This is a genomic window from Paenibacillus sp. GL_099_B (assembly GCF_057835695.1).
Genome location: NZ_CM174430.1, coordinates 5,944,410 through 5,967,706, shown reverse-complemented (window position 1 = coordinate 5,967,706; position 23,297 = coordinate 5,944,410). Strand labels below are relative to the sequence as shown.

General features: G+C 45.5%; 19 protein-coding genes. 17 read left to right on the top strand and 2 right to left on the bottom strand.

Features of this window, described 5'->3' with window-relative positions; translation table 11 throughout:
* The first annotated feature begins 2 nt into the window (after positions 1–2).
* From AC3ITG_RS27060 to AC3ITG_RS27040, 5 genes are all read left to right on the top strand, one after another.
* Positions 3–893, top strand: a complete 891-nt coding sequence (locus tag AC3ITG_RS27060; protein ID WP_489251894.1) for a carbohydrate ABC transporter permease — start codon at positions 3–5, stop codon at positions 891–893.
* A gap of 61 nt (positions 894–954) precedes the next feature.
* Positions 955–2,613, top strand: coding sequence for an extracellular solute-binding protein (locus tag AC3ITG_RS27055; protein ID WP_489251893.1), 1,659 nt, complete (start codon positions 955–957; stop codon positions 2,611–2,613).
* A 76-nt stretch (positions 2,614–2,689) separates the two neighbouring features.
* On the top strand, positions 2,690–4,858 hold the full coding sequence (locus tag AC3ITG_RS27050) for a glycosyl hydrolase family 95 catalytic domain-containing protein (protein WP_489251892.1): 2,169 nt from the start codon (positions 2,690–2,692) through the stop codon (positions 4,856–4,858).
* Positions 4,859–4,900: 42 nt separating this feature from the next.
* Positions 4,901–7,564 (top strand): glycoside hydrolase family 38 N-terminal domain-containing protein, encoded by a 2,664-nt coding sequence (locus tag AC3ITG_RS27045; RefSeq protein WP_489251891.1) that lies wholly within the window; start codon positions 4,901–4,903, stop codon positions 7,562–7,564.
* A gap of 391 nt (positions 7,565–7,955) precedes the next feature.
* On the top strand, positions 7,956–8,882 hold the full coding sequence (locus tag AC3ITG_RS27040) for a class I SAM-dependent methyltransferase (protein ID WP_489251890.1): 927 nt from the start codon (positions 7,956–7,958) through the stop codon (positions 8,880–8,882).
* Positions 8,883–9,049: 167 nt separating this feature from the next.
* Here the strand turns inward: AC3ITG_RS27040 and AC3ITG_RS27035 are convergent, their stop codons facing one another.
* Entirely contained in the window at positions 9,050–11,437 is a 2,388-nt protein-coding gene (locus AC3ITG_RS27035; RefSeq protein ID WP_489251889.1) for a helix-turn-helix domain-containing protein, read from the bottom strand.
* 493 nt (positions 11,438–11,930) lie between these two features.
* Here AC3ITG_RS27035 and AC3ITG_RS27030 point away from each other — a divergent pair, with 493 nt between their 5' ends.
* From AC3ITG_RS27030 to AC3ITG_RS26975, 12 genes are all read left to right on the top strand, one after another.
* On the top strand, positions 11,931–12,239 hold the full coding sequence (locus AC3ITG_RS27030) for a LiaF transmembrane domain-containing protein (protein ID WP_062324034.1): 309 nt from the start codon (positions 11,931–11,933) through the stop codon (positions 12,237–12,239).
* 33 nt (positions 12,240–12,272) lie between these two features.
* Positions 12,273–12,944, top strand: a complete 672-nt coding sequence (locus AC3ITG_RS27025; RefSeq protein WP_063566170.1) for a PspA/IM30 family protein — start codon at positions 12,273–12,275, stop codon at positions 12,942–12,944.
* Between the two features lie 4 nt (positions 12,945–12,948).
* The gene (locus AC3ITG_RS27020; RefSeq protein WP_063566169.1) at positions 12,949–13,185 is read left to right on the top strand and encodes a PspC domain-containing protein; all 237 of its coding nucleotides are present in this window, start codon (positions 12,949–12,951) and stop codon (positions 13,183–13,185) included.
* Positions 13,186–13,202: 17 nt separating this feature from the next.
* On the top strand, positions 13,203–13,709 hold the full coding sequence (locus AC3ITG_RS27015) for a PspC domain-containing protein (RefSeq protein WP_063566168.1): 507 nt from the start codon (positions 13,203–13,205) through the stop codon (positions 13,707–13,709).
* 1 nt (position 13,710) lies between these two features.
* Positions 13,711–14,418, top strand: coding sequence for a PspA/IM30 family protein (locus tag AC3ITG_RS27010; RefSeq protein ID WP_413373563.1), 708 nt, complete (start codon positions 13,711–13,713; stop codon positions 14,416–14,418).
* 149 nt (positions 14,419–14,567) lie between these two features.
* On the top strand, positions 14,568–15,215 hold the full coding sequence (gene liaF / locus AC3ITG_RS27005; protein WP_413373562.1) for a cell wall-active antibiotics response protein LiaF: 648 nt from the start codon (positions 14,568–14,570) through the stop codon (positions 15,213–15,215).
* A 33-nt stretch (positions 15,216–15,248) separates the two neighbouring features.
* Complete coding sequence (locus tag AC3ITG_RS27000) at positions 15,249–16,370, top strand: sensor histidine kinase (RefSeq protein WP_489251888.1); 1,122 nt, start codon at positions 15,249–15,251, stop codon at positions 16,368–16,370.
* Positions 16,306–16,980: a response regulator transcription factor gene (locus AC3ITG_RS26995; RefSeq protein WP_489251887.1), complete on the top strand. Its 675-nt coding sequence runs from the start codon at positions 16,306–16,308 to the stop codon at positions 16,978–16,980. Before AC3ITG_RS27000 ends, AC3ITG_RS26995 begins: the two co-directional genes overlap by 65 nt.
* 242 nt (positions 16,981–17,222) lie before the next feature.
* On the top strand, positions 17,223–17,960 hold the full coding sequence (locus AC3ITG_RS26990; protein ID WP_489251886.1) for a YwmB family TATA-box binding protein: 738 nt from the start codon (positions 17,223–17,225) through the stop codon (positions 17,958–17,960).
* A gap of 246 nt (positions 17,961–18,206) precedes the next feature.
* Positions 18,207–19,757, top strand: a complete 1,551-nt coding sequence (gene zwf, locus AC3ITG_RS26985; protein ID WP_489251885.1) for a glucose-6-phosphate dehydrogenase — start codon at positions 18,207–18,209, stop codon at positions 19,755–19,757.
* A 403-nt stretch (positions 19,758–20,160) separates the two neighbouring features.
* Positions 20,161–20,559, top strand: coding sequence for a DoxX family protein (locus AC3ITG_RS26980; RefSeq protein ID WP_413373553.1), 399 nt, complete (start codon positions 20,161–20,163; stop codon positions 20,557–20,559).
* Positions 20,560–20,917: 358 nt separating this feature from the next.
* A complete protein-coding gene (locus tag AC3ITG_RS26975) occupies positions 20,918–22,501 on the top strand; it encodes a peptide chain release factor 3 (protein ID WP_489251884.1) in 1,584 nt (527 codons plus the stop codon).
* Between the two features lie 394 nt (positions 22,502–22,895).
* On the opposite strand, the gene sspI is transcribed toward AC3ITG_RS26975, so the two are convergent.
* Complete coding sequence (sspI, locus tag AC3ITG_RS26970; RefSeq protein WP_413373550.1) at positions 22,896–23,129, bottom strand: small acid-soluble spore protein SspI; 234 nt, start codon at positions 23,127–23,129, stop codon at positions 22,896–22,898.
* Positions 23,130–23,297: the final 168 nt, after the last annotated feature.

Genomic DNA, 23,297 nt, shown 5'->3' with positions numbered 1-23,297 from the left:
ACATGGTAGGTAAAGAAAGTGTTGGTTCAAAAATATTTGATCTGTTCAATATTTTGTTGATGCTGCTTCTATGTGTGGTCATGTTATATCCATTTTTGCACGTCATTGCAGTTTCTTTAAGTAGTTCTGAGCCAATTCTTAGAGGTGAAATTACGATTTTTCCGAAGGGTTTTAATGTAGGCGGTTACAAATACATCTTGCAGGATCCATTTCTGTATTCAGGTTACGCGCATTCCATTATATATGCACTCGGGTCTACCTTGTTTATGCTAACCTTTACTTCGCTAATGGCGTATCCGCTGACGATTCATGATTTCATGGCCAAAAAATTTCTTTCGATCTTTCTGATCATTACGATGTTCTTTAGTGGTGGCTTGATTCCTTCTTATTTGCTCGCACGCAGTCTTCATTTACTTGATACCTATTGGATTATGATTATCCCCGGCTGTGTATCTGCGTTTAATGTCTTTTTGTTCAGATCCTTTTATCAATCCATACCAGCAGATTTACGCGAATCCGCTGTTATTGATGGTGCTAACGATTTTCAAATCTTAACGAAAATTTATTTGTCACTTTCCAAGCCACTCTTGGCAACATTTGCACTATTCGGCATTGTCGGGAGCTGGAATGGATGGTTTGAAGCACTGGTGTATCTTCAGGATGAGAATAAGTATCCTTTACAACTGATCCTAAGGAAATATTTATTCTCCATTTCCTTCGATTCCGGGACGGGAACAGAAGTCATGCAAGCGATGATGGCGCAAATGAATGTGAATCCGAAAAATATTCAAATGGCGATTGTTGTCATTGCGATGTTCCCCATCATGGTGATCTATCCGTTCCTCCAAAAATATTTTGTGAAAGGTGTCATGATTGGCGCTGTTAAAGGTTAATTTAGCAAGGCAGCTGAGAGGATTGGGCAACAAGATGACAATGATTCCAGGAGGGGTAACGATGAGACAACGCTTCAAATTATCTTCTTTGTTGCTTGCAAGTGTATTAAGCGTGGGAACCATCTTGGCAGGATGCAGCTCTGACTCTAATTCCACAAATTCGGGAAACAGTAATACTGCGGAGCAAGCTGGAACGCTAAGCTTTTCTGTAACCCTGCCTTCCTTTGGCGCCAAAATTGAAGATTCTATGGTGCACAAGGAATGGATTAAACAGATGGAAACTCTAATGGGTGAGGAGCTGGACATTAAATATAATTACATCCCAATTGGTGAATACGAGGAGAAATCCAAGCTGCTGCTTGCGAGCGGCGATACAACGGATTTGTTCATGGTCATGAGCAAAGACCTTTTTAAGCAATATGAAACGGAGGGCACGTTCCTGGAACTGAGCAAGTATAAAGACCTTCTGCCTAACTATATGAGTTTAATCGACCAAGCGACAGATGGGAAAATCAAGGCGATCCGCTCGGATGGACAGTTCTATGGATTATGGAACATTGACCTTCCAAGGCAAGCAAAAGATAAAGGTATGGGCGTATACACGCCGGCAACCTATCGATATGATATTTTTCAAAAGGAAGGCATCCATATTCCAAGCACGATAGATGAGCTGTATGCAGCCGCAAAAACGTTAAAAGAGAAATATCCAAATGCCTATCCGGTGAATACGCAAAGCGGTTCTTTCGATCCACTCTTTTATGCTAATCACAATGGAGGCACGTCCATCTATTGGAACGGGAAAAACTATGTTTACGGACCATTCGAAGAATCGTATAAGGAAGCGCTGCAGTTTGCCAATAAGCTATATGCAGAGAAGCTGCTAGATCCTGAGGTGTTCTCGGATAAAACCGATGCTATTAAGAAAAAAGCAATGAGTGGTACGAACTTCATCTTGCTGTCCAATTGGTTCACCTTTGCTGGTGACTGGAATCGCGCATCAACGGGAGGGGAGAAGTTCGTCATTTCCCTATTCCCCGATAATCCAAAATACGGGAAAGCATGGCAAAGCGTAAACGACTTCAGTTCCGTAGGGGTTAGCTCGGGTGCGGTGATGGTGATCAATCCGAAGGCAAAGCATGTGCAGGAATTAGTGAAGCTGTTGGATTTGCAATATAAGCCGGAAATCATAAACTTGATCACTTGGGGGATTGAAGGTACCACCTATACTAAAGATGCCAGTGGCAAACCGACCTTTGTAGATTCGATCAAAAGTGCGGAGAACCCATGGATTGAAGGCGATAAATACGGAACGAGATCAAGCAGTTCTTACCGGCCTGGTCTGCAAATGGCCATTGATACAAAAGCATTCATTGATTTTGCACCTAAGGACTCCGGTATCGTAAATAGCAAACTCGTTGATCGACCATGGGAGACCGCGTTCCAAGACATGCCGTACCCTAATGATTATGTGCCTCCAATGATTTTCGAGCCTAGCCTTGAATTTACAGATGATGAACGCGAGCAGATCACTTCGGTCATGTCGCCGGTAAATACGTATGTAGCAGAAATGCAAAACAAATTTGTGAATGGAAAAGAAAGCTTTGATAAATGGGCGGATTTCCAGGCTAAGATTAAGAAAACAGGCGATCTGGACAAAGTCCTCAAGATCTATGACGATGCGCTGAAGAGATATGAAGAAAGACGTGCAGCGAATAAATAATTAACGATCATGCCCGCTATGTTCTTTCAAGGGGGGGCATGATTTTGAACATTAAAAACTGGTGGTGGATATCTGCATGGTAGCTGTGGAATGGAAACAGAGAGTAGAAAAGTATAAGGGGATCTTTACAGAACCTCCGAAAATTGTACCTTCAGACAAGGTCGTCGATAGCCCGGTCATTGGCAATGGCGATCTCGGTGTCACTATTAGCGGAAAGCCTGAACAGCAGCGTATATGGATCTCGAAAACGGATTTCTGGAAAGCGCAGCTGATGTACTCGAATGGTAGCCCGTGCTTGCTCGGCGGGATTGATATTCATATGCCCGATCTGGCAAATGCTTCGTATTATAGCGAGCAGCGGCTGGATGAAGCAAAAATCGTATCGACATTTCATGGAGCGGTAGCGTCGGTCACCATGACCTCCTGGATATCAGCCATGGAAAATGCGTTAATTGTGGAGCTGAGCTGCGACAAGCAAGCCGTTGCCGTTACGCTAGATCTGTGGGTACAGCCCGGAAATGGCTCGGAAACGGAGCAGGGGCAGGATGGTGACACTGCGTGGGCGGCACGTAAATTTACCGGTGAAGGCATCGAATGGCCGACGGAAGGTGTTATTGCTTTGCGTTGCTCGTCGGGCAGTCAGTCTTTTGAACTAAAACCTGGAACAAAACAATATATTATTGCTTACGTAGTGACGAACCATGATGAGGAAAACTATTTGCAGGAGTCTATTAGAAAAGTCGGGCTTATCGACGAGAATCGGATTGCTTCGCTGCGTTCGGAGCATGTTGACTGGTGGAGCGGGTTCTGGTCAAAGTCTGCAATTGAAATTGGAGATGAGTTGCTGGAGAAGTTCTGGTTCGGTTCCCATTATATTATGGCTTGCTGCAGCCGCAACAAGAAGTTCGCGCCGGGCTTATTCGGCAATTGGATTACGACAGATAATCCGGAATGGGCGGGAGATTATCATTTGAATTACAATTACCAGGCCCCTTGGTGGGGCGTGTATTCGTCCAACCACATAGAACTGAGCGAACCGTATGATACGCCGCTGCTGGAGTATATGCCTAATGGACGCCGGTATGCGGAGGAATACTTGGGATGTAGAGGGCTCTATTACGATGTTGGTATTGGCCCGAAAGGGTTGCCTACTGCACTATGTAATACACCCTATGAGAATGGGCACATGTTTTTGGGGCAGAAGAGCAATTCGGTGCTAAGTACAGTCAATATACTGATGCGGTTTTATTATACGTATGATTTGGAATATGCCGGCTTGATGTACCCGTTCCTGATTGAGGTGGCGAATTTCTGGGAGGATTACCTGACCTTCGAAGATGGCCGTTACGTGATTTACCGTGATGCTATTCATGAAGTCGGAACCTATACAGAGTCGCACGACAATGATGATTGGGATCGCGGTTTGGAGGATATGAATCCTATCCTTTCATTAGCGCTCATCCGGATGTTATTTAAAGGGCTGCTCGATATTTCTGGACAATTGCAGCTTGATGGGGATCGTCATGAGAAGTGGACTCATGTCTTGGAGCATATGAGCGATTATCCGACATTTGAGCGCGAAGGGAAAATGATATTCCGCTTAACGGAGCAAGGGCACGAATGGTGGGGGGACAATACACTCGCCATCCAGCACATATGGCCTGCAGGCGGGATAGGTCTAGATTCAGATCCCCAGCTTCTGGAGATTGCCAAGGACACGATTACAGTGTTAAATCGCTGGACAGATTATAACGGCTTTCCAACAATATTCACCGCCGCCGCGCGTGTCGGTTATGAGCCTGAGACTATTCTCCGTGAGCTTCGTCGTCAATGCTCGGAGCATAGCTTCCCAAATTTGTTTATTTTCTTTGGCGGAGGGGGCATCGAATGCTGTAGTGGCGTACCTTCGGCCATCAACGAAATGCTGCTGCAAAGCCATGAGCAGTTGATCAAGCTGTTCCCGGTTTGGCCGCAGGAGAAAGATGCCCGTTTTCATAACCTGAGAGCCGTTGGAGCATTTATTGTATCCAGTGAGCTGTCGGAAGGAAAGGTAACGCACATTGACCTTACAAGTGATAAGGGCAGAGCCTGCAGCATCTTGAACCCATGGCCAAACGGTGAGTTATCTGTTGTGGAAATAGATAGCGCTGGTAATCAACAAAGGGAAATCGAGTGGCAGTTGTCAGAAAACATTATTTCTTTTAATACAGAAGCCGGCAAGTCTTATAGGCTGCTGGGTCATTAGAAATAAAACTACTAGCTATGTAGCATGTCAGGAGGAAAGTGTGTGTCAAAAATTAAAGATATACTCGTGCTTCACCACAGCCATTTGGATATCGGCTATACTCATGCGCAGCCTATTCTACTGGAGCTGCAAAAGAAATATATCGATCAGGCTTTGCAATTATGCGAATCGACCGAGGATTGGGCGGAGGAAAATAAATTCCGCTGGACCTGTGAATCCAGTTACCCTGTGCTTCGATGGCTGGAGGATGCAACTGATAAGCAGGTTGAGCAGTTCCGTCGTTATCTGCACAGCGGGCAAATGAGCATCGCCGCTTCTTTCATGCATACAACACCTCTTGTGACCGCGGAGCAAACGACTCGTATGCTGCAGCCCATCATAGAGCTGCGCAGCCGATTTGGGATCGAAATTAATACGGCTATTCACCATGATGTCAATGGTCAGCCTTGGCCTTACAGCCAATTGCTGCTTGATGCGGGTGTAGAGTTTTTCATCATGGGGATCAACATCCATATGGGTGCCGTTCCATTCAAAAGGCCGAATGCTTTCCACTGGAAGGCACCTGATCTCAGGAAGCTGCTGACGTTTAACGGTGAGCATTATTCACTGTTCAGCCAAATCTGCGACGTAAACGCTAGAAGCACAGATAACATGGCGCAAGGCCTTGCCCCATATCTAAAGAAGATCGAGGATAATCCAGACTATCCATTCGATTTCGTCTATTTAACCGCAACCAATCTACCGTTATACGATAACAACCCGCCGGATCAGGAGCTGGCAGACCTCATCAAACAATGGAACAGTGAGTCGCGCGAACAGCGAATTTCATTCGTGACGCCGGAGCAGCTGCACGCAAGAGTGCGCAAGCATTCGGAGGAGCTCCCGACATATGCCGGGGACTGGACGGATTACTGGAACTTCGGTTCCGGCAGCGCAGCCAAGGAAACGAAGCTGAATCGCCGCTCGAAGCAAGGAATGAAGGCAGTCGAGCTGCTGGAAGCTTTCCAAGGAAAGTCGGATGGAAGATATCATGCGATCAAACGGCAAGCTTGGGAGCAAATCCATTTATACGACGAACACACCTGGGGGGCATTTAACGCCATCGCCGATCCCGATCATCTAAATGTTGATATTCAATGGGCACACAAATCGCACTACGCCTACCAAGGAAATAGTCTGACCGGCTATTTGCTTGGAAGCCAACTGGAGCAGCTCTCCGCAAATCCACTTCAGGGTGATGACCCCGAGGGGATCATGCTTGTGAACTATTCATCCGTGCCGATCAAGCATGATCTGCGGGTGCCCTCAAGCTTTCGAGCGCCTGGACGGCATCTTAGCGCGGACAGAATGAGGCAAGTGCTCATGAACAACGATCGCCTTACTGGCGGAGAGAGCTATGGTGTGATTGAACTGCCGCCGTTCAGCTGGCGGAAAATTCCGTTCGATAAGCTGCAGAAGGCGGAGCAGGCTTCAAATCTTGAAGCTTTTCCTGGCTCTAAGGAGCAATGGAACGATCCGTTTAGTGCGATGAATCGGGGATTTGAGATCAAGGTGCTAGACGGCCATATAGAGTCTCCTTATCACCGACTACAATTCGATCCAGTTCGGGGAAGAATTCTGAGCTTGTATGACAAGCAAAACGGCTGGGAAACGCTTGATTTGTCCAGCCCATGGACGTTGTTCCAATATGTTCAGGAGACGATTGACACGACCGCTGCTGAAAATAGCAGACAAACTATTTTTTCGCGGGAGATTGAGAAAGGCAACAATAGTGTCAGCTGCTGGAATAACGACTGGCCTGCCGTAAGGCAGACGTACTCCAACTTGATCGACTGCTTCGTCGAGCGGGGAGCGAATGATGCGACACTGGTGCTGCGGTGGGATGCGCCTGGAGTATATAACTTAGAGCAGCGCTTCATGCTATTCAGCTACCGGCCGGAGATTGAGATCAAAGTTTCTTATATGAAGCAAGACATCACCACCCCGGAAGGAACGTACTTCGCGATTCCACTCAATTTGGAAAACTGGCGATGCTTCTACGATACTGCCGGACAGCTAGTGGAGCTGGATGAACAGCAGTTGCCAGGTGTATGCAGGGATTTTGTGACCGTGGACAAAAGCGTTTCCCTATTCAACGAAGAACATGGTGTGACATTGGTTTGCCCCGATGCGCCTTTGGTTCAAGTAGGGGATTTTAATTTCGGCAGAGAGCACAAGCAAATCGATAAGTCGGGCAATGCCTTGCTGTTGGCCTGGCCTATGAATAACTACTGGGAAACGAACTTTAGAGCACGTCAGCCTGGTTTTAATTCTTTTACTTATCTGTTGTCGACCTATCGGATATTCGAACCGTCAGCCATCACTGAAACTTCCGCTCAAGCCGTCTCACAAATCTACGCAACGCCTGTTATGGATTGCAAGAAGGCAGATGAAGGGCAATTCATCCATTTTGTGAGTGAACATGTGCACATTTTCGATGTGAAACCGGCGGAGATAAGCAAGGGCATTATTATACGGGTAAGTAATGTGAAGGACGACAATTCAGAGGCACATTTGAGTTTTCCAGGCAGAGTGATTGCGGAAGCGTACGAATCAAATGTTCTGGAGGAGCAGCTGAATCCATTGGCTATCCAGGATGTAGATACGCTGCACATCAGCCTTGGAGTCAAGCAAATGCGGCATCTGCTAATTTTATTAGAAGAATAGGACAACGAAAGATGAGAAAATATATCTTCACCAGAGCATCATAGTGATTGGTGAATCGGTGCAGCATGTGCGACTCAAAATCGAATTGAAACCATAGGGGTTGGGTCCTCTCGCGCACTGAATAGCTCTACAAATTGCAAAAGCAATTTGCAGAGCTATTTTTATAATTACATTGGATGATACTGTCTTAAGAAAGGATATGGAACTATTTTTGTTTATGTATTGACGCATAAATTTAATGAGTATATTGTAGATATGTAATATCTCTGAATGTTTTCGACCAATTGTGGATATTATAGCTCTTTTAAATTCATATAAAAGATGCTTATCAAAACTAGATAATATCCTTTTTGCTAATTTATATTTTATAAAAGAAATGGAGTGAAGCAACATGTCTGAGGAAAAACATGTATCCAAGCATTCTGAAATTTTATTCGATCTATCTGTGTGGGAAGAAGCGTGGAGGAATCAGTCTACAGCTTCAAAATACAATATGAAAAGCGTGGCGTTTGACGCGACAGAAGCATTTGAACGATGGGCTAGAGAATATCATCAACAGTCGTTTACTGAAGAGGGAACGAAGCGATCCGAACGCATCATAGGCTGGATTGAAAATCAGGGAGTGAATTTTGACGGGTTATCGATATTAGACATTGGAGCAGCGTCGGGCATCTTTACGATCCCTTTTGCAACCAAAGGAGCGACCGTTACAGCTGTAGAGCCCTCTGAACTGTTAGTTTCATTAATGAAGGAAACAATTCCTGCATCCCTTACATCCAGTATTGATATTACTTCAGAACGGTTCGAGGACATATCAATTCAGGACAAGGGCTGGGAGAAGAAATATGACTTTGCATTTGCATCCATGTGCCCCGCGATGTCGAATTGGGAAACGATTGAACAGGCGATCAGCACTGCACAAAAGTATGTTTATATCAGCACGATGGCTGGGCCAAAAGAACACACACTAATTGATGAGCTTAAAGAGGTAGTAGGTGTTTATCCATCATACAGCGCTGGAGATATGGGATATATGCAACAGCTGCTGTACCTGAAAGATTATTCTTATACCACCTTGATCACTAAAGAAACAAGTTTCATTGAGATGCCTGTTGAGGAAGTCGTCGATAAGCTTAAGGAATGGCTTAGTACGTACGGATTACCTGCAGATGAAGATTCACTGGCACTGGCTGAACAATATATCAGAGACACTTACAATGATGGTGTGGTTACATTTTCACGCGGAGGGAAGTTCGGTAAAATTCTGATTCAATTGGAGCAACCGAACATGAAAGTGGTACGTACAAAGGAGTACTAAATCATTTCAGAAGTAATCATTTTAGATGAATTTAAAAGGGGCAGTTATTACTGCTCCCTTTTTGATGCTCAGATATAAAACAACTTATTCTTCGACTAATCAACAAACGTTCTTCTTCTATAGAAGAAATAGTTATAACCGTCATACTTCATCCTCAAAAGAGCCGCTTACTTTTTCATGGATAGATCAGGCTTCTGCTTACGTTCCCTATACTGTCCAGGCGTGATCCCTTCCCATTTTCGAAAAGAGCGGATAAAATTCTGCGGGTTGTTATAACGAAGCCGTGCAGCGATATCCTTGACCGTTAGCTGGCTTTCGTCCAGCCACTTTTTAGCCATACTGAAGCGGTACTTCGTCAGATACTCACTAAATGCACAGCCTGTCTCTTTGCGGAACACACTACTTAGGTAGTTTGCATTGTAGTGAAGTCTGGATGCGCACTCCTCCAACGTCAGATCTTTATCGTATTCTTGCTGAATCATGGCAATCATTTTCTCGGAGATATGCTGATATTGGGCGTACTGTCTTTCCTTCAAAATGAGAATGATCGGTATGATAATATGTTCGTTAAACCATTGCTCAACCTCAGCTGCGTACTGTAAAGCATGAAGTTCATTGAAAATAGACCCATGTCGTTTGGAAATCTGCCCCAGTCGTATACCGGATTCCTGCATCATCTGCAATATATGTGTTAACAATCGGGTAAGTGCTACCTGGTATTCTTCCGGTGTGCATTCCATGCCAAAAAGCACTTCAAGCAACTGATGGAGATGAGATGAGGCCTGAACTGCATCGGCATTTTGGATAGCCTGTATCAGCGTATACTCCAATGATTCGGGATATGGCAATGCCCAATGAGATATACGATTATCGTTCGCCTCAAATTGAAAGATGATGCCTGCTCCCAGTTTCATTCGATGCTTGAGCGCTTCAAGGGCCTCCGTATAAGCTTGCGGTATCTGAAATAGGGAGGTGTGAGGCTGACTAAAGCCAATGCTTACCTGGAGACTAAGGATCGCACTGATCTGATGTTGGAGTTGTTCCGTTAACGTATACAGATGCTGTGAAAAACGAACACGATCTTGCTCAGGGGTACCGATGATTGTAATGACAGCCTGTTCATATACCACAGGAAGTAACTGTTGTTCTACATAAACACTCTCCTCCAGTATATTTTGAACGGCAAACAGCAACAGATCACGATCCTTGGCATGATATTTGGTGTGATTTACAAGATCAGCCTGAACTGCAATGACGGCTATTTGTTGCCACTCGTGAAGCTGTGAACCATAACCATTCTCTCTGAGTGTGTCATGAAGAGTGGACGGTGCATTTTTGCCCAGTAGCAGGTTCATTAGAAAATGAGTACGGAGCTGCAACATATATTGATTTAGTTTGCTTTCAAGCTGGGATTGAGAAGTAGATAGCTGGGAAATGCCGGCTCCGATTTGATCAAATTCATCCATATGAAGTGTAGACTTGCTTCCAAGGCGATTTTTGGGTAAACGTTTGTCACCGAGTTGTGCAAGAAGCCTGCGGATGGGAATATGCATTCGCCTTGACCCGATCCATGAGAGCAACAGTGAAAGCAGTAGCATAGCGACACTGATATACATGGTGTGTAGCCCAATCTGAACATATTCGTGAGTAAGAATATTCGTAGGTGAAGCGAGAATATATGTCCACCCTTTTAGAGAAGAATGCGTATAGGACAGCGAGTAATGTGTATCAGCAATACGTACCTCCCGTTGGCCAGAAGAGGCAGCGAATCCGCGATTAGATAAAAGGTCGCTAAAGTTGGCACCCGATTTGCTATCTTTTATTCCTGCTGCAGCCATGGGCTGTCCAATATATCGAGGATCAGGATGAACCATAATACGCTGTTCACGATTCAAAATGATCAGTCCGGCCGCAGAGCTGTCTGGAGACTCCTCTTCCAGTGGTTTTTGCAGTGAACACGCGGGAATTCCCGCAATCAGGGCAGCGTCAGAAGAAACATTTACATCGGGTATCGATCTGGCAAGTGCAATATGATAGATGCAGCCGGAATTCACTAGGCGTTCATTATTGTTAAACACAGATGATGGTGTAAGCTGCCAACCGGATGTGAGTGTGTTCGATAACAAGTCTTTCATCGGTAGAGCCATTGGGAAATCAGCATTAAGGTATAGGCCAGCATGATCGATAAGCCAGTCCTGGGTCTGATTTACGAGTGTAATATCCATTAGAGGCTCCCATGACCTCATATTCTTGAATTCGGTCTGTAACTTCTCAGCAAACAAAGGTAAGGTGCCTTGGACCGATGATGATGAAGTTAGCGAATGGAGCGTGTCCGGTGACCGAACGGCCTGATCGAGCATATAGCTTACGGTTGCAAGTTTGTGCTCCACGTTGGTTTGCATTTGGATTAACAGTTGTTTATTAGCTTGAGCACGATGCAGCTCTGATTGATTTGAAGAATAGATAAAAGCGGCGATTCCCGTCAACAGAATGGGCAGGGTACTTAACAAGATTCCGAAGACTATCATTTTATGTAGATAGCTGAATGATCGCACAGGTCCACTCCTGACTTTTGAATTAGTAACACTTTCTATTTTAGTAAACGCTTACATGTAGAACAATCTAAATTTTGTTTATTTGGATAAAAAAGTAATAAAAATTTCAAGCAGAAATAAAGAGGTCATCAAATCGTTCAAATTATAATAGAGGTTGTTTTAGCTTTAATGGAAGGCATAATGGGAAACGTCAGTCGAGGGAGAACGTAGATAAGAGGTATGGACGTCGTATTCATACGGGGTGAAACGGCTTTGAAGAAGGTTGATAAGGGATATCTAAGGCCTTTATTCGGTATAGTGGCCAATGGTCTGATCCAGGGACAGTCAAAGGTCCAACCCGATCCCCGACCTGAGTCTAGGATGAAAAACCGTCCACGGTCTGTTTTGAAAAGTCGCAGTTTCCCCTAGAATAAGGACATAAGGTTAAACAAGAAACAAACGAACAAACACACAAACCAAAATTAACGAACCGAAAGGGTGGTGAACAATAATTATGAGATGGAATAAAGGAAATGGCTGGGCGGTTGTACTGATTGCATTGGGTGCACTCCTCCTCTTCGGGAAGTTAACTCCTCTACTGGGACATTTAATGGGTTATCTAATTCCGATCCTGATGATTGCACTTGGCTACTACGGAGTTAAACGAGGAAATGTACTGCTTGGATGGATTGTTCTCTTCATCGGTATCCTCTCATTGCTGGGTAAACTAGCCTGGCTGATCGGACCGATCATCGCGATTGGGTTAATCATCTTCGGATTCTCCATGTTGAGTAATAATCGCAGTCGTCGTGGCCGTTACTAAGCTTTCACGATTATGATAAGGAGGACAGACAAAATGAGTGTATTTCGTCGAATGCGGGACATTACCGTAGCTAATTTAAACGAACATCTGGAGCAAAGTCAGGATCCAGTCAAACTGATTGATCAGTTTCTGGTCTCGACCCGCCAAGACATCGGTGAAGCCGAGAAGCTTCGTCATCAATATGCAAGCCATACCAGACAAATGAAACAACAAGCGGATCAGGCAGCAGGTATGGTACACAAACGGGAAGAACAAGCTTCCATGGCTCTGAAAGCAGGCGAAGAGCATTTAGCTAAACTTGCTTTACAGGAGAAAATCCTACACGAGGAAAAAATGGAGCAATACAATGAATTGTACGCACAAAGCAACGCGGCTTTACAGGAACTGGACGAACAGATCGACCAACTGAAAGTGGAGTATCAAAATGTATACAGCAAACGCCAATATTACTACGCTCGTATGCAGACGATTCAATTGCAGCAACGAATGAATCAGAGAGGTCACTACAACGGTCAGAATGTACCCCGTATGTTCAACCGGCTGGACGATCAGGTTTCTGATCTCGAATATGAGGCACAAAGTCTCCGGGATTTGCGGCGGATGAGTCAGGATGGGTCAGGTACGTCTGGCACCATGTCATCCTCTACGCTGGACAAAGAACTGGAACGGCTGAAACAAAAGCTGAACAATGACAGAAAGGAGTAGACACATGAATAAACTTTACCGCTCATCGCGTAATCGTATGCTGACAGGTTTGATTGGCGGCATATCTGAAAATCTTGGATTTAGTTCCACGCTGCTGCGTATCATTTTCTTCATCAGTATTTTCGCTACGGGGGGTACATCATTGTTGATCTACTTCATCGCTGCATTGGTAGTGCCAAAAGAACCCTATCACGCTGATCCATACACTTATGGTGCTGATCACGTAAGAGGATACAAGTAAACGAAAGGAGTAAGCACATGAGCAAATTATATCGCTCAACGCGTGACCGGATGTTGACAGGATTATGTGGTGGTATATCCGAGTCGATCGGCATGGATTCAACCTTGCTACGTATCATCTTCGTCATCAGTATCTTCGTAACTGGCGGCACGTCGTTGTTAATCTACTTCATCGCAGCACTGGTGGTGCCAAAAGAGCCATATCCACCTTATGATCCATACGGCTATGGTCCGGGCCCTGGTCCTGGCGCTGGTAGAGGATACAACAACTTTGATCACGAGCCGCCAAGAGGTCCTTTCCAAAACAATCATAATCAAGGCCCTGGAAACTTTGGTCCTGGCCCAGGATACAACAGCAGACCTCAGTCTGGTCCACGTTCTTACGACAATAACGCCTACGGAGCAGGGTCACAGCAAGAAAGTGAACTTGATTCCATGATGAAAGATATTGAGAAAAAAGCATTGAAAAAAGAAGTTGAAGAGCTTCGCCAAAAATTATCTCGTTACGAGAAGGGAGAAAAGTAAAATGGGAGTATTTAAACGGATTAAGGATATGACTAAAGCGTCGGTAAATGATATGTTGGATAAAGTGGAAGACCCGATTGTAATGTTGAACCAGTACTTGCGTGACATGGAGGCTGAAATTCATGAGGCAGAGGTAACAGTTGCCAAACAAATGGCGAATGAGCGTCGCATGAAACAGCGTCTGGACGAAGCAGAACGTACATCGGTACAACGTGAGTCTCAGGCAGAGGCTGCACTGGCTAATGGTCAGGAAGAAGTGGCTCGTAAATTGCTGGAAGAGAAAATCTACTTCGATCAAAAAATTACGGAGTACAGAGAACTTCATGCTCAATCTGAAGCTCAAGCCAAAGATTTGCTGCAACAGCTGCATGACATGAAAGATGAGTTCTACAAAATGCGTAACAAACGTAATGAACTCGTATCCCGTGCACAGATGGCGAAAGCCAAAAAACAAATGTCTCAAATCAACAGCTTGCACTCCATCGAGAGTGGTGGTGCATCCCTTGGATTCCATCGCATGGAAGAGAAAATCATGCAAATGGAAGCAGAAGCTGATGTGACCCGCGCACCTTATCGTAATACACAATCTACGTACACAAATCCTGTAGATACAGAAAAGCAATTCAAAGTGGATCAACAACTGCAAGCTCTGAAAAACAAAATCGGCAATGGTGTCAAGAATGAAACGGGTGGTACTTCAAAAGAATAACTGTTCGCTCAGAAGACAATATGATATTCTATAAATCGTGAATAAAGAACGGTTTCTAGAACAAAGGTTAAGCCATACAGGTATTCAATGCCTGATATGGCTTTTCCGTCGAATTGGGAAGATTAACTTACAGAGGAGGTGCGGCAGAGATGAATAAGAAGGGTCAATGGCTTGCTGTTGTAATCATTGTCATCGGCATGCTGATGTTACTGAACCGAAGTATTAACCTGCTGACCGTCGCCGCACTGATTCTGTTAACGATAGGTATGGTGCAAGTTCGTAAGGGTGACACACACAAAGGTTATCGATATCTCGGTATCGGTGCAGCTCTGTTGTTGCTTGATAATCTAATGATTGTATTTTTGATTGTACTGGCTTCGCTGGCCTATTTTTATTCCAAAAACAAAAAGATTCATTTAGATGGAAATATCATGCGCAAACAAAATTTCATGGCTCGTTACTATTGGGATCAGGCACCATGGACATTGCGCAGCATGAGCCTATGGCATGCCTTGGGTGAGATCAATGCAGATCTGTCACTCTCCCTCCCGGAAGAGAAACAAACGATTGTACTTTTGCAGGGGGTTATGGGGAATGTTCGTCTGACACTGCCTGAAGATTATGGCGTTGAAATTGAGGCATCGGTACTCTTTGGACGGATTAGCCTGAATGGAGAGCAGGATAGTGGCATGATGAACAAATTGGTATGGAGAACTCCTGGATATGAGTCCAGTGAACATAAAGCAAAATTTGTCATTTCATATATTGTTGGCGACTTAAACATCAGTAATCCGTAATAAGTTAAATAGGTGGAGAAGGAGGAGACCCGGATGAAGACAAAACGACATACCGACATGGTAACCCGAAGTATGGGTGAAGGGATCCTCCTTGTTTTCATTGTGCTCATTGTAATCTTGTATGTATTGTATACATATGGTTATCTTGCCCCGTTTACCGGATGGAGCCATCTGATTCAATCAGGTCTGGCATTACTACTGCTCTTGACTGGTATGGGTGCGGTCTTCGGATTCTATCAGAGTTACCGGGTCAAACGCAGGCTTGAACTGTTGCGAGAGACGCTGCTGCAATGGGAAAAGGGCTCACTCTCACGTACTGTGCCGGACCTCGGCATTGATGATGTCGGCCGATTAAGTGAGCAGCTTGGACGAATCGGCAAAAAGTGGGAAGATCAGGTATCCTCACTGCAGAGGCTGTCTACGAATAACGCGCAGCTGGCTGAACAGGCCAGAATAACGGCCATTGTGGAGGAACGGCAGCGACTGGCACGAGAACTGCATGATGCGGTATCGCAGCAGCTGTTCGCCATATCCATGACCGCAACAGCGGTTGGACGCAGAATGGAAAAAGATTTTGCACGTGCCCAGCGGCAGGTGGCGTTAATTGAGGAGATGGCTTCGGTAGCCCAGTCGGAGATGCGTGCGTTGCTGTTACATCTGCGACCAGTCTATCTGGAGGGTAAACATTTGGAACAAGGTCTGCGTGATCTTGTAATGGAATTGAAAACAAAAGTACCTATGGACATTGTGCTCGAAATGGATGACGACATTCATTTGATCAAAGGCATTGAGAATCATCTGTTCCGTATTATTCAGGAAGCGATGTCCAATACCTTACGTCATGCGAAGGCAGAAAAGATGGAAATTCGACTTCAGCGCCGGATGGATGCCATTCGGGTACTGATTCGCGATGATGGTCAGGGATTCGATCTCGACGATCAGAAACAGGCCTCCTATGGTTTGACTAATATGCGTGAACGTGTGACTGAAATTGGCGGAGCTATTCAATTTGTAACGGCGCCGGGCAAAGGAACACGAATTGAGATTACAATACCTTTGATGATTGATGAAAGTGAGGAAGAACATGTCAATGGAGACGGGAATAGAAACGGAGACGGAAACGGAAACGTCGATCAAAGTGTTGCTCGTGGATGATCATGAGATGGTGCGTATAGGCCTCGCCGCGGTACTTGATACCGAAGATGGCATTGAAGTTGTAGGTGAAGCGGGCAGCGGTGAGGAAGGCATTCGGTTGGCACAGGAGTATAAACCTGATGTTGTCTTGATGGATCTCGTCATGGAAGGGATGGACGGGATTGAAGCTACGCGGCAGCTGCTCAAAATGTATCCGGATTGCAAGGTCATTGTGCTAACGAGTTATCTGGATGACGAAAAAATGTATCCGGTTATTGAGGCAGGAGCCTTCAGTTACCTGTTAAAAACATCGAGAGCGAATGAGGTGGCAGATGCGATCCGCGCAGCGGCTCGGGGGCAATCGGTTCTGGAATCACAAGTTGCTTCCAAAATGATGAACCGTTTCAGACAGCCTCAGGCAGCGGCACCAGCTCATGATGAATTGACTGATCGGGAGATGGATGTACTTCGGTTAGTAGCTAAAGGCAAATCGAACCAGGACATCGCAGATGATCTGATTATCGGGATCAAGACGGTCAAATTCCATGTCACGAACATCCTTGCAAAACTTGGCGTAGATGACCGTACACAGGCAGCCATCTATGCATATAAGAATGGACTTGCGGAGTAGGACATGAAGAATGTGCACGCACAGCATGCGCTATTGGGTTGTTGAGTAGATAGATGAAGTGAATAAATCGGGGGAGGACGCATTCGGAAGTGTGGTCTGCCCATGATATGATATAAGGTCCGATCAGCCATGAAGATGGTGGATGGGGCTTTTTTTGTATGCCAAAAAGAAGTTTAGCAAATGAGTAATGGGGGCATGCTGTTGATAGATTCATAGAATGCAAGAAAGAGCGGAGGATTCGAATGTTAAATCGATGGATGACAGCAGGCATACTGGCATTAGCAATCATTATACTTGTAGGCATGACTCATGTGTACGCTGAGAAGACGGAATCCGAAGCAGGCAAGCTGGAACAATTGATGAAGACCGCAGATACAGCAATCGATCATGTGGAGCGTTTAGTCATTAAATGGCAAGGGGAAGGCCGTGGAGATGCACAGGAGCAAGCAGAGCTGCTCGCTCATCGGCTGGGATTGCAACAGCCTGAACGCGTTGTACAGACGGGGCATGATGTGTATCGTAGTGAGAGGGTTGCTGATGCTCAGCACACAGGCATTCTGGTCAATGTTGTCGTTACGGGGGAAAAGGAATACTACGCGATCATCCAGTTATCAGGCAATGAATATACGGACCAACGTTTATTGACCACATTACATGAACAGGTATCCCAGTTGCTCACAGACTCGGGAATGAAGGCGGCATGGAATTTCGCTGTGCAGGGCACAGATGCAACGGAAAGTGGCGCCAGCAGTCAATTGCAGCAAATCGAGGAACAGCTGTCTGGAGATATGGACATGCAAGCGATAGAACGTTATACAGATAACAGCACTGCCAGCGTGTCTTATGAGGCATCGGATCTGCCCATAGCGATTAAGAGTGGTAACCATCACTTAAACATGCAGCTGGCGGTCCACCAGGATGATGAAAAGGGGACCACTCGAGTTACAGTAGGTTTCCCGGTGATCACGATTGAATATTAATGCAATATTAAAGCAGATTTATAAGTTTGATCATGAATTTTATAGATGAAATTTCCATGAATTGTGGAAAAATAATGATTATATTTCTTGGGAAAATTAGTGCAACCCATGGGGCTTTATGCTAAAATGGCATCACATCCAAGAAGGGAATTTGCTGGTAATTGACGGTTGTATGTTGCGTATATAACACCATTACATAGCTCGGGGAGAGTGTGGAGATGTCTTCCCGGAAAGAAAGAGGAGCCCATGGTCGAAAAACAAATGCAAGATGAAGTGCAGACACCAGGTGCAGTATTTTTCATTTTTGGAGCAACGGGTGATTTGGCCCGCCGGAAGCTGTTTCCGGCTATCTACAGTCTCTACCGCGAAGGCAAGTTAGCCGAAGACTTTGCGGTTATTGGTGTAGCGCGTCGTCCGAGGTCACCAGAAGAATTCCGGGAAGACATCTATGACTCCATTAAAGAGTTCTGCCGCTATCCGGCGGGGGAACCCGATGAGTGGAATGCTTTTGTCGAACATTTTGAGTATAAATCACTAGATATCAATAACGTGGACGGTTTCAAAGAATTGCGTGAGCAGACTGAGAGCCTGGAAGCGAAATTTAATACACCGGGTAACCGCCTGTTCTATCTGGCGCTGGCACCTGAGTTGTTTGGCAGCGTCTCATATAGTTTGCGTGATGGTGGAATGCTGGAGAGCCGCGGGTGGAATCGACTTGTGATTGAGAAGCCATTTGGATATGATCTGCAATCTGCGGAGCATCTGAATGAGCAGATCCGTGAAGTGTTCCGTGAGGAAGAGATTTATCGGATTGACCACTATCTGGGCAAGGAAATGGTGCAGAATATCGAAGTGATTCGCTTTGGTAATGCCTTTTTCGAACCGCTTTGGAACAATAAACATATTGCCAACGTTCAGATTACCCTGGGAGAGACGGTCGGTGTGGAAGAACGCGGTGGATACTACGATCACTCGGGAGCATTGCGCGATATGGGACAGAACCATATGCTGCAGATGCTGACGATGATTGCCATGGAGCCGCCAAGCCGTTTGTTTCCGGAGGACATTCGAGATGAGAAGGTTAAGGTATTGCGTTCTCTGCGTGCGTTTACCTCTATTGAAGAAGTAAGCACAAACGTTGTGCGCGGGCAGTATACCGAAGGGGAGTATCGTGGTAAGCAGCTTCCCGGTTATCGTCAGGAGGACAAGGTTGATCCGGAATCCAATACGGAGACTTATTTTGCCGCACGCGTATTTGTAGATAATTTCCGCTGGGCAGGTGTGCCATTCTATATTCGGACAGGCAAGCGCCTGCCGGTGAAAACGACCGAGATTGTAGTTGAATTCAAATCCATGCCGAGTAACGTTTATCTGGGGAAAAAGTACAAGCTGGAGCCGAATTTGCTCGTGATTCGGGTAAATCCGATGGAAGGCATTTATATTAAAATTAATGCCAAGAAGCCGGGCTCGGATTCCGAGATTCAGCCGCTCGCCATGGATTTCTGCCAGAGCTGCATGATTGGAATCAACTCGCCGGAGGCGTATGAACGTCTGTTGCATGATGCAGCAGAAGGAGACTCCACCTACTTCACCCGTTGGGATGAAGTTGCTACAGCGTGGTCCTTCGTTGACCGGATTGCGGCGGCTTGGGTGGAAAATCACGGAGAGCTGCACACGTATCCAGCAGGTACGTGGGGGCCGGAAGCAACAGGCAAACTGCTGGAGCAGGATGGGTTTCACTGGTGGCCGGTGAACGGTCAGGACGAAGACAGTGTGGTCTGGCAAGTGAACAATTAATCGCGGGAGTATCACTCATGAGTGGCAGGGATTTTGATTAGTGTGATGTCATTTTGTTGGTGATAAGATTAACACTGTTATAAATAAGACTTGGGAAGAACGCAGAGATGCGATCTTTTCAGGTCTTTTTTGCGATGGAGAAGTGGGAGGATGTAAAACCTTACATATAATAAAATAAGTTATTGACAAAAAGTAAGTATATAACTTATACTCAATTCAAGAGATAAAGAGATTACGCAAAGACATACGAAACCCGATGACGAATCGGATACGTACATCATTCATGAGATAAAATGTGAACCAGGTGAAGGGGTTACGAAATACATTCATGAAGAAAAAAATTTAGCATAATATCTTTAATCTAAGAATACTATTTTGTATATATTGAATGGAGGAAAAGAAAATGTTGGATGTAGGATTGTTGTTGATTCGTTTGGTGATTGGATTGTCGTTCATGGCGCACGGGGCTCAGAAACTGTTTGGATGGTTCGGGGGATACGGAATCAAGGGAACCGGCGGCTGGTTTGAATCGATGGGTATGAAACCCGGCGCAGTGGTAGCATTGCTGGCAGGGCTCGCTGAATTCGGCGGCGGATTGCTGCTCGCTCTGGGTCTGCTCACACCGGTAGGCGGCATTCTGATTGCTCTGACTATGGTCATTGCCATTGTGAAGGTTCATGGTGCGAACGGATACTGGTCCACGCAAAACGGATTTGAATATAACCTTGCAATCCTGGTGGTTGGTGTAGCACTGGCATTGACTGGTGGAGGACAATACGCACTGGATGCATTAATTTTCTAAGTTCGACAAACGAAATGAATGAGGAGTGCCTGGAAGCCATAATGATGGCTGAAGGGTGCTCTTTTTTTGCAATCGGTAAAGAGAAGATTCTGATGTACGTAATCGGTTATTTTCGGTAAAGATTATGGTACAATAGGAAAGTTGGATTATAGATCAGGTCTACGGCATGAATGGAAGCACAACGCTTAGGGAGGATGAACTCCGTTGTAAATGTGTAAAATTAACATAGGATGCTTAATTGCCTAATGTGCGAAATGCGAATGTACAATCAACCGGCATAGCCGGATTGCATAAAGATTGAATGGTAGACCGGCCTCGCCGGATTAACGTGAATGAACGGATGAAAGGGATAGAACCTATGAGCAAAGCTGCAGATAACATTCTTCAACAGGAAGTGGACAAACGCCGGACGTTTGCCATTATCTCTCACCCGGATGCGGGTAAAACGACATTGACTGAGAAGCTGTTGCTGTTTGGGGGCGCGATTCGTCTTGCCGGTACAGTAAAAGCACGGAAAGCAAGCAAACATGCAACAAGTGACTGGATGGAAATTGAGAAGCAACGGGGGATCTCGGTTACATCTTCCGTCATGCAGTTTGATTATCTGGATCATCGTGTCAATATTCTGGATACACCAGGTCACCAGGACTTCAGTGAAGATACGTATCGTACACTGACAGCTGCGGATAGCGCGGTTATGTTGATTGACGTGGCGAAAGGCGTCGAGGCACAGACGATCAAATTGTTCCAGGTTTGTGCGAAGCGTGGTATTCCCATCTTTACGTTCATCAACAAGCTGGATCGTGAAGGACAAAGCCCGTTTGATCTGATGGAAGAACTCGAAAATGTACTGGGTATCCGCTCTGTACCGATGAACTGGCCGATTGGTACAGGTCGCGAGCTGTGCGGTGTATATGACCGAATGAAAAATCAGGTGGAATTGTTCCAAGGGGACGATCATTCGACCATTAGAGTACAAAAAGTAGATGGCTACAAAGATCCGATTATCCGCGAGATGGCAGGGGAGTATCTGCATGATCAATTGTGTCAGGACTTGGAACTGCTTGATGTAGCGGGAGACCAGTTCGACATGGAGAAAGTACAGCGTGGGGAACTGACACCTATATTCTTCGGTAGTGCCATTAATAATTTCGGAGTGCAGACGTTCTTGGAGAATTTCCTGCAACTCGCACCGAAGCCTGAACCACGTCGTAGTACAGCAGGAGAGATCCAGCCGACGAATGAGAAATTCAGCGGTTATGTATTCAAGATTCAGGCGAACATGAACCCTGCACACCGCGATCGTATCGCGTTCCTGCGGATCGTGTCCGGTAAGTTCCAACGTGGAATGAGTGTGAAGCATAACCGTGTGGGCAAAGAGATCAAGTTGTCCCAACCACAGCAGTTCCTGGCACAAGACCGGGATATTGTGGAAGAGGCGTATGCAGGCGATATTATCGGTTTGTTCGACCCAGGTATCTTCCGGATTGGAGATTCACTGAGCCAAGGCAGCGAAGTTATATTTGAGGAATTGCCAACATTCTCACCAGAGATTTTCGCCAAAGTTACCGTGAAAAATGCGTTGAAACATAAACAGTACCAAAAAGGGATTGACCAGTTGACGGAGGAAGGAACCATTCAGGTGTTCCAGACCGTAAGTTTCGACGAGACCATACTCGGCGTAATTGGTCAACTCCAGTTCGAAGTATTTGAATACCGGATGAAGGGCGAGTATGGGGTAGACGTGCAATTGCAGCGCATGCCTTATCAATTCGCGCGCTGGATCGTGGACGAGAACTTGGACCCAAGTAAATTCCGGATCAACTCCGCTCTGGTGAAAGATAAAAAAGGCAATCATGTAGTACTGTTCGAAAATGAATACGCGATGAGAACCGCAATGGACAAAAACCCAACGGCGAAATTCCTGGAGACAGCTCCATAAGTCGTTTTATCCTAAAATAGCAAATACAGGAGAAACAAATGACCTAAATCCCTGATCAGAGGGATTTAGGTCATTTTTGTCGCTCCCAGCTTTTATATCTCATTAAGGTTTCACGTTTAGGGAAGAAGGGAGAATAACATGCAGTCATCATTCAGTTTGCTCATTGGTATTTAGAGGCGGCTGCTTCCTTGGGAGCTTCAGATATACACAAACAAGGTACAGCCTCCTGAGTTTTGCTCAGTGACTGTACCTTGTTTGGTTGGGGAGCCTAATTAGTCTATGGGGATATAACTGCCTTGCTCTTGGAGCAAGGCATCATCCAGACCAATGAGCCAAAATCTTTCTTTGCAGACAGAACAACGTGATGATGGTACCTTTCCCTCCAAGGCTTCAGTTATCTGATGGGTTGAACGGGAATGGTGTGCAGATGCTCCTGCGCGATTTGAATTAATTCTTCCTGCTTGGCTGTTTCCGTGTTCTTCCAGATCATTTCGAAAATGGCACCAAGTCCGGGTAATGCTGCTTCCGGTCCATCTACAGAACCTTCGATCATCTCCCGGAGCTGATCATCACTTTTGTCATGAACCTTATGAACAATCGCTTCACGCAGGCTTAATGTAATTGGCATCGCAAGTCCCTCCTCGTATATTCGGCTGCTCTAATACTGTTCCCTGGGAAGCGTGAGCGCATTCAAGTTTATTGGGCTTTGTGGTATACTACGAAGGATATTTAAGTAAACATTCACCCTTTAATTGAAAAATGGACTACCAATAGATGCGTAATGCTGAAGTGCAGC

Coding starts and splice junctions, on each gene's coding strand:
- AC3ITG_RS27030 (WP_062324034.1), top strand. CDS start 11,931: ATGAGATGGAATAAAGGAAATGGCTGGGCGGTTGTACTGATTGCATTG.
- AC3ITG_RS27060 (WP_489251894.1), top strand. CDS start 3: ATGGTAGGTAAAGAAAGTGTTGGTTCAAAAATATTTGATCTGTTCAAT.
- AC3ITG_RS27025 (WP_063566170.1), top strand. CDS start 12,273: ATGAGTGTATTTCGTCGAATGCGGGACATTACCGTAGCTAATTTAAAC.
- zwf (WP_489251885.1), top strand. CDS start 18,207: ATGGTCGAAAAACAAATGCAAGATGAAGTGCAGACACCAGGTGCAGTA.
- AC3ITG_RS27040 (WP_489251890.1), top strand. CDS start 7,956: ATGTCTGAGGAAAAACATGTATCCAAGCATTCTGAAATTTTATTCGAT.
- AC3ITG_RS27055 (WP_489251893.1), top strand. CDS start 955: ATGAGACAACGCTTCAAATTATCTTCTTTGTTGCTTGCAAGTGTATTA.
- AC3ITG_RS27000 (WP_489251888.1), top strand. CDS start 15,249: ATGAAGACAAAACGACATACCGACATGGTAACCCGAAGTATGGGTGAA.
- sspI (WP_413373550.1), bottom strand. CDS start 23,129: ATGCCAATTACATTAAGCCTGCGTGAAGCGATTGTTCATAAGGTTCAT.
- AC3ITG_RS26975 (WP_489251884.1), top strand. CDS start 20,918: ATGAGCAAAGCTGCAGATAACATTCTTCAACAGGAAGTGGACAAACGC.
- AC3ITG_RS27015 (WP_063566168.1), top strand. CDS start 13,203: ATGAGCAAATTATATCGCTCAACGCGTGACCGGATGTTGACAGGATTA.
- AC3ITG_RS26980 (WP_413373553.1), top strand. CDS start 20,161: ATGTTGGATGTAGGATTGTTGTTGATTCGTTTGGTGATTGGATTGTCG.
- AC3ITG_RS27050 (WP_489251892.1), top strand. CDS start 2,690: ATGGTAGCTGTGGAATGGAAACAGAGAGTAGAAAAGTATAAGGGGATC.
- AC3ITG_RS27010 (WP_413373563.1), top strand. CDS start 13,711: ATGGGAGTATTTAAACGGATTAAGGATATGACTAAAGCGTCGGTAAAT.
- AC3ITG_RS26990 (WP_489251886.1), top strand. CDS start 17,223: ATGTTAAATCGATGGATGACAGCAGGCATACTGGCATTAGCAATCATT.
- AC3ITG_RS27020 (WP_063566169.1), top strand. CDS start 12,949: ATGAATAAACTTTACCGCTCATCGCGTAATCGTATGCTGACAGGTTTG.
- liaF (WP_413373562.1), top strand. CDS start 14,568: ATGAATAAGAAGGGTCAATGGCTTGCTGTTGTAATCATTGTCATCGGC.
- AC3ITG_RS26995 (WP_489251887.1), top strand. CDS start 16,306: ATGGAGACGGGAATAGAAACGGAGACGGAAACGGAAACGTCGATCAAA.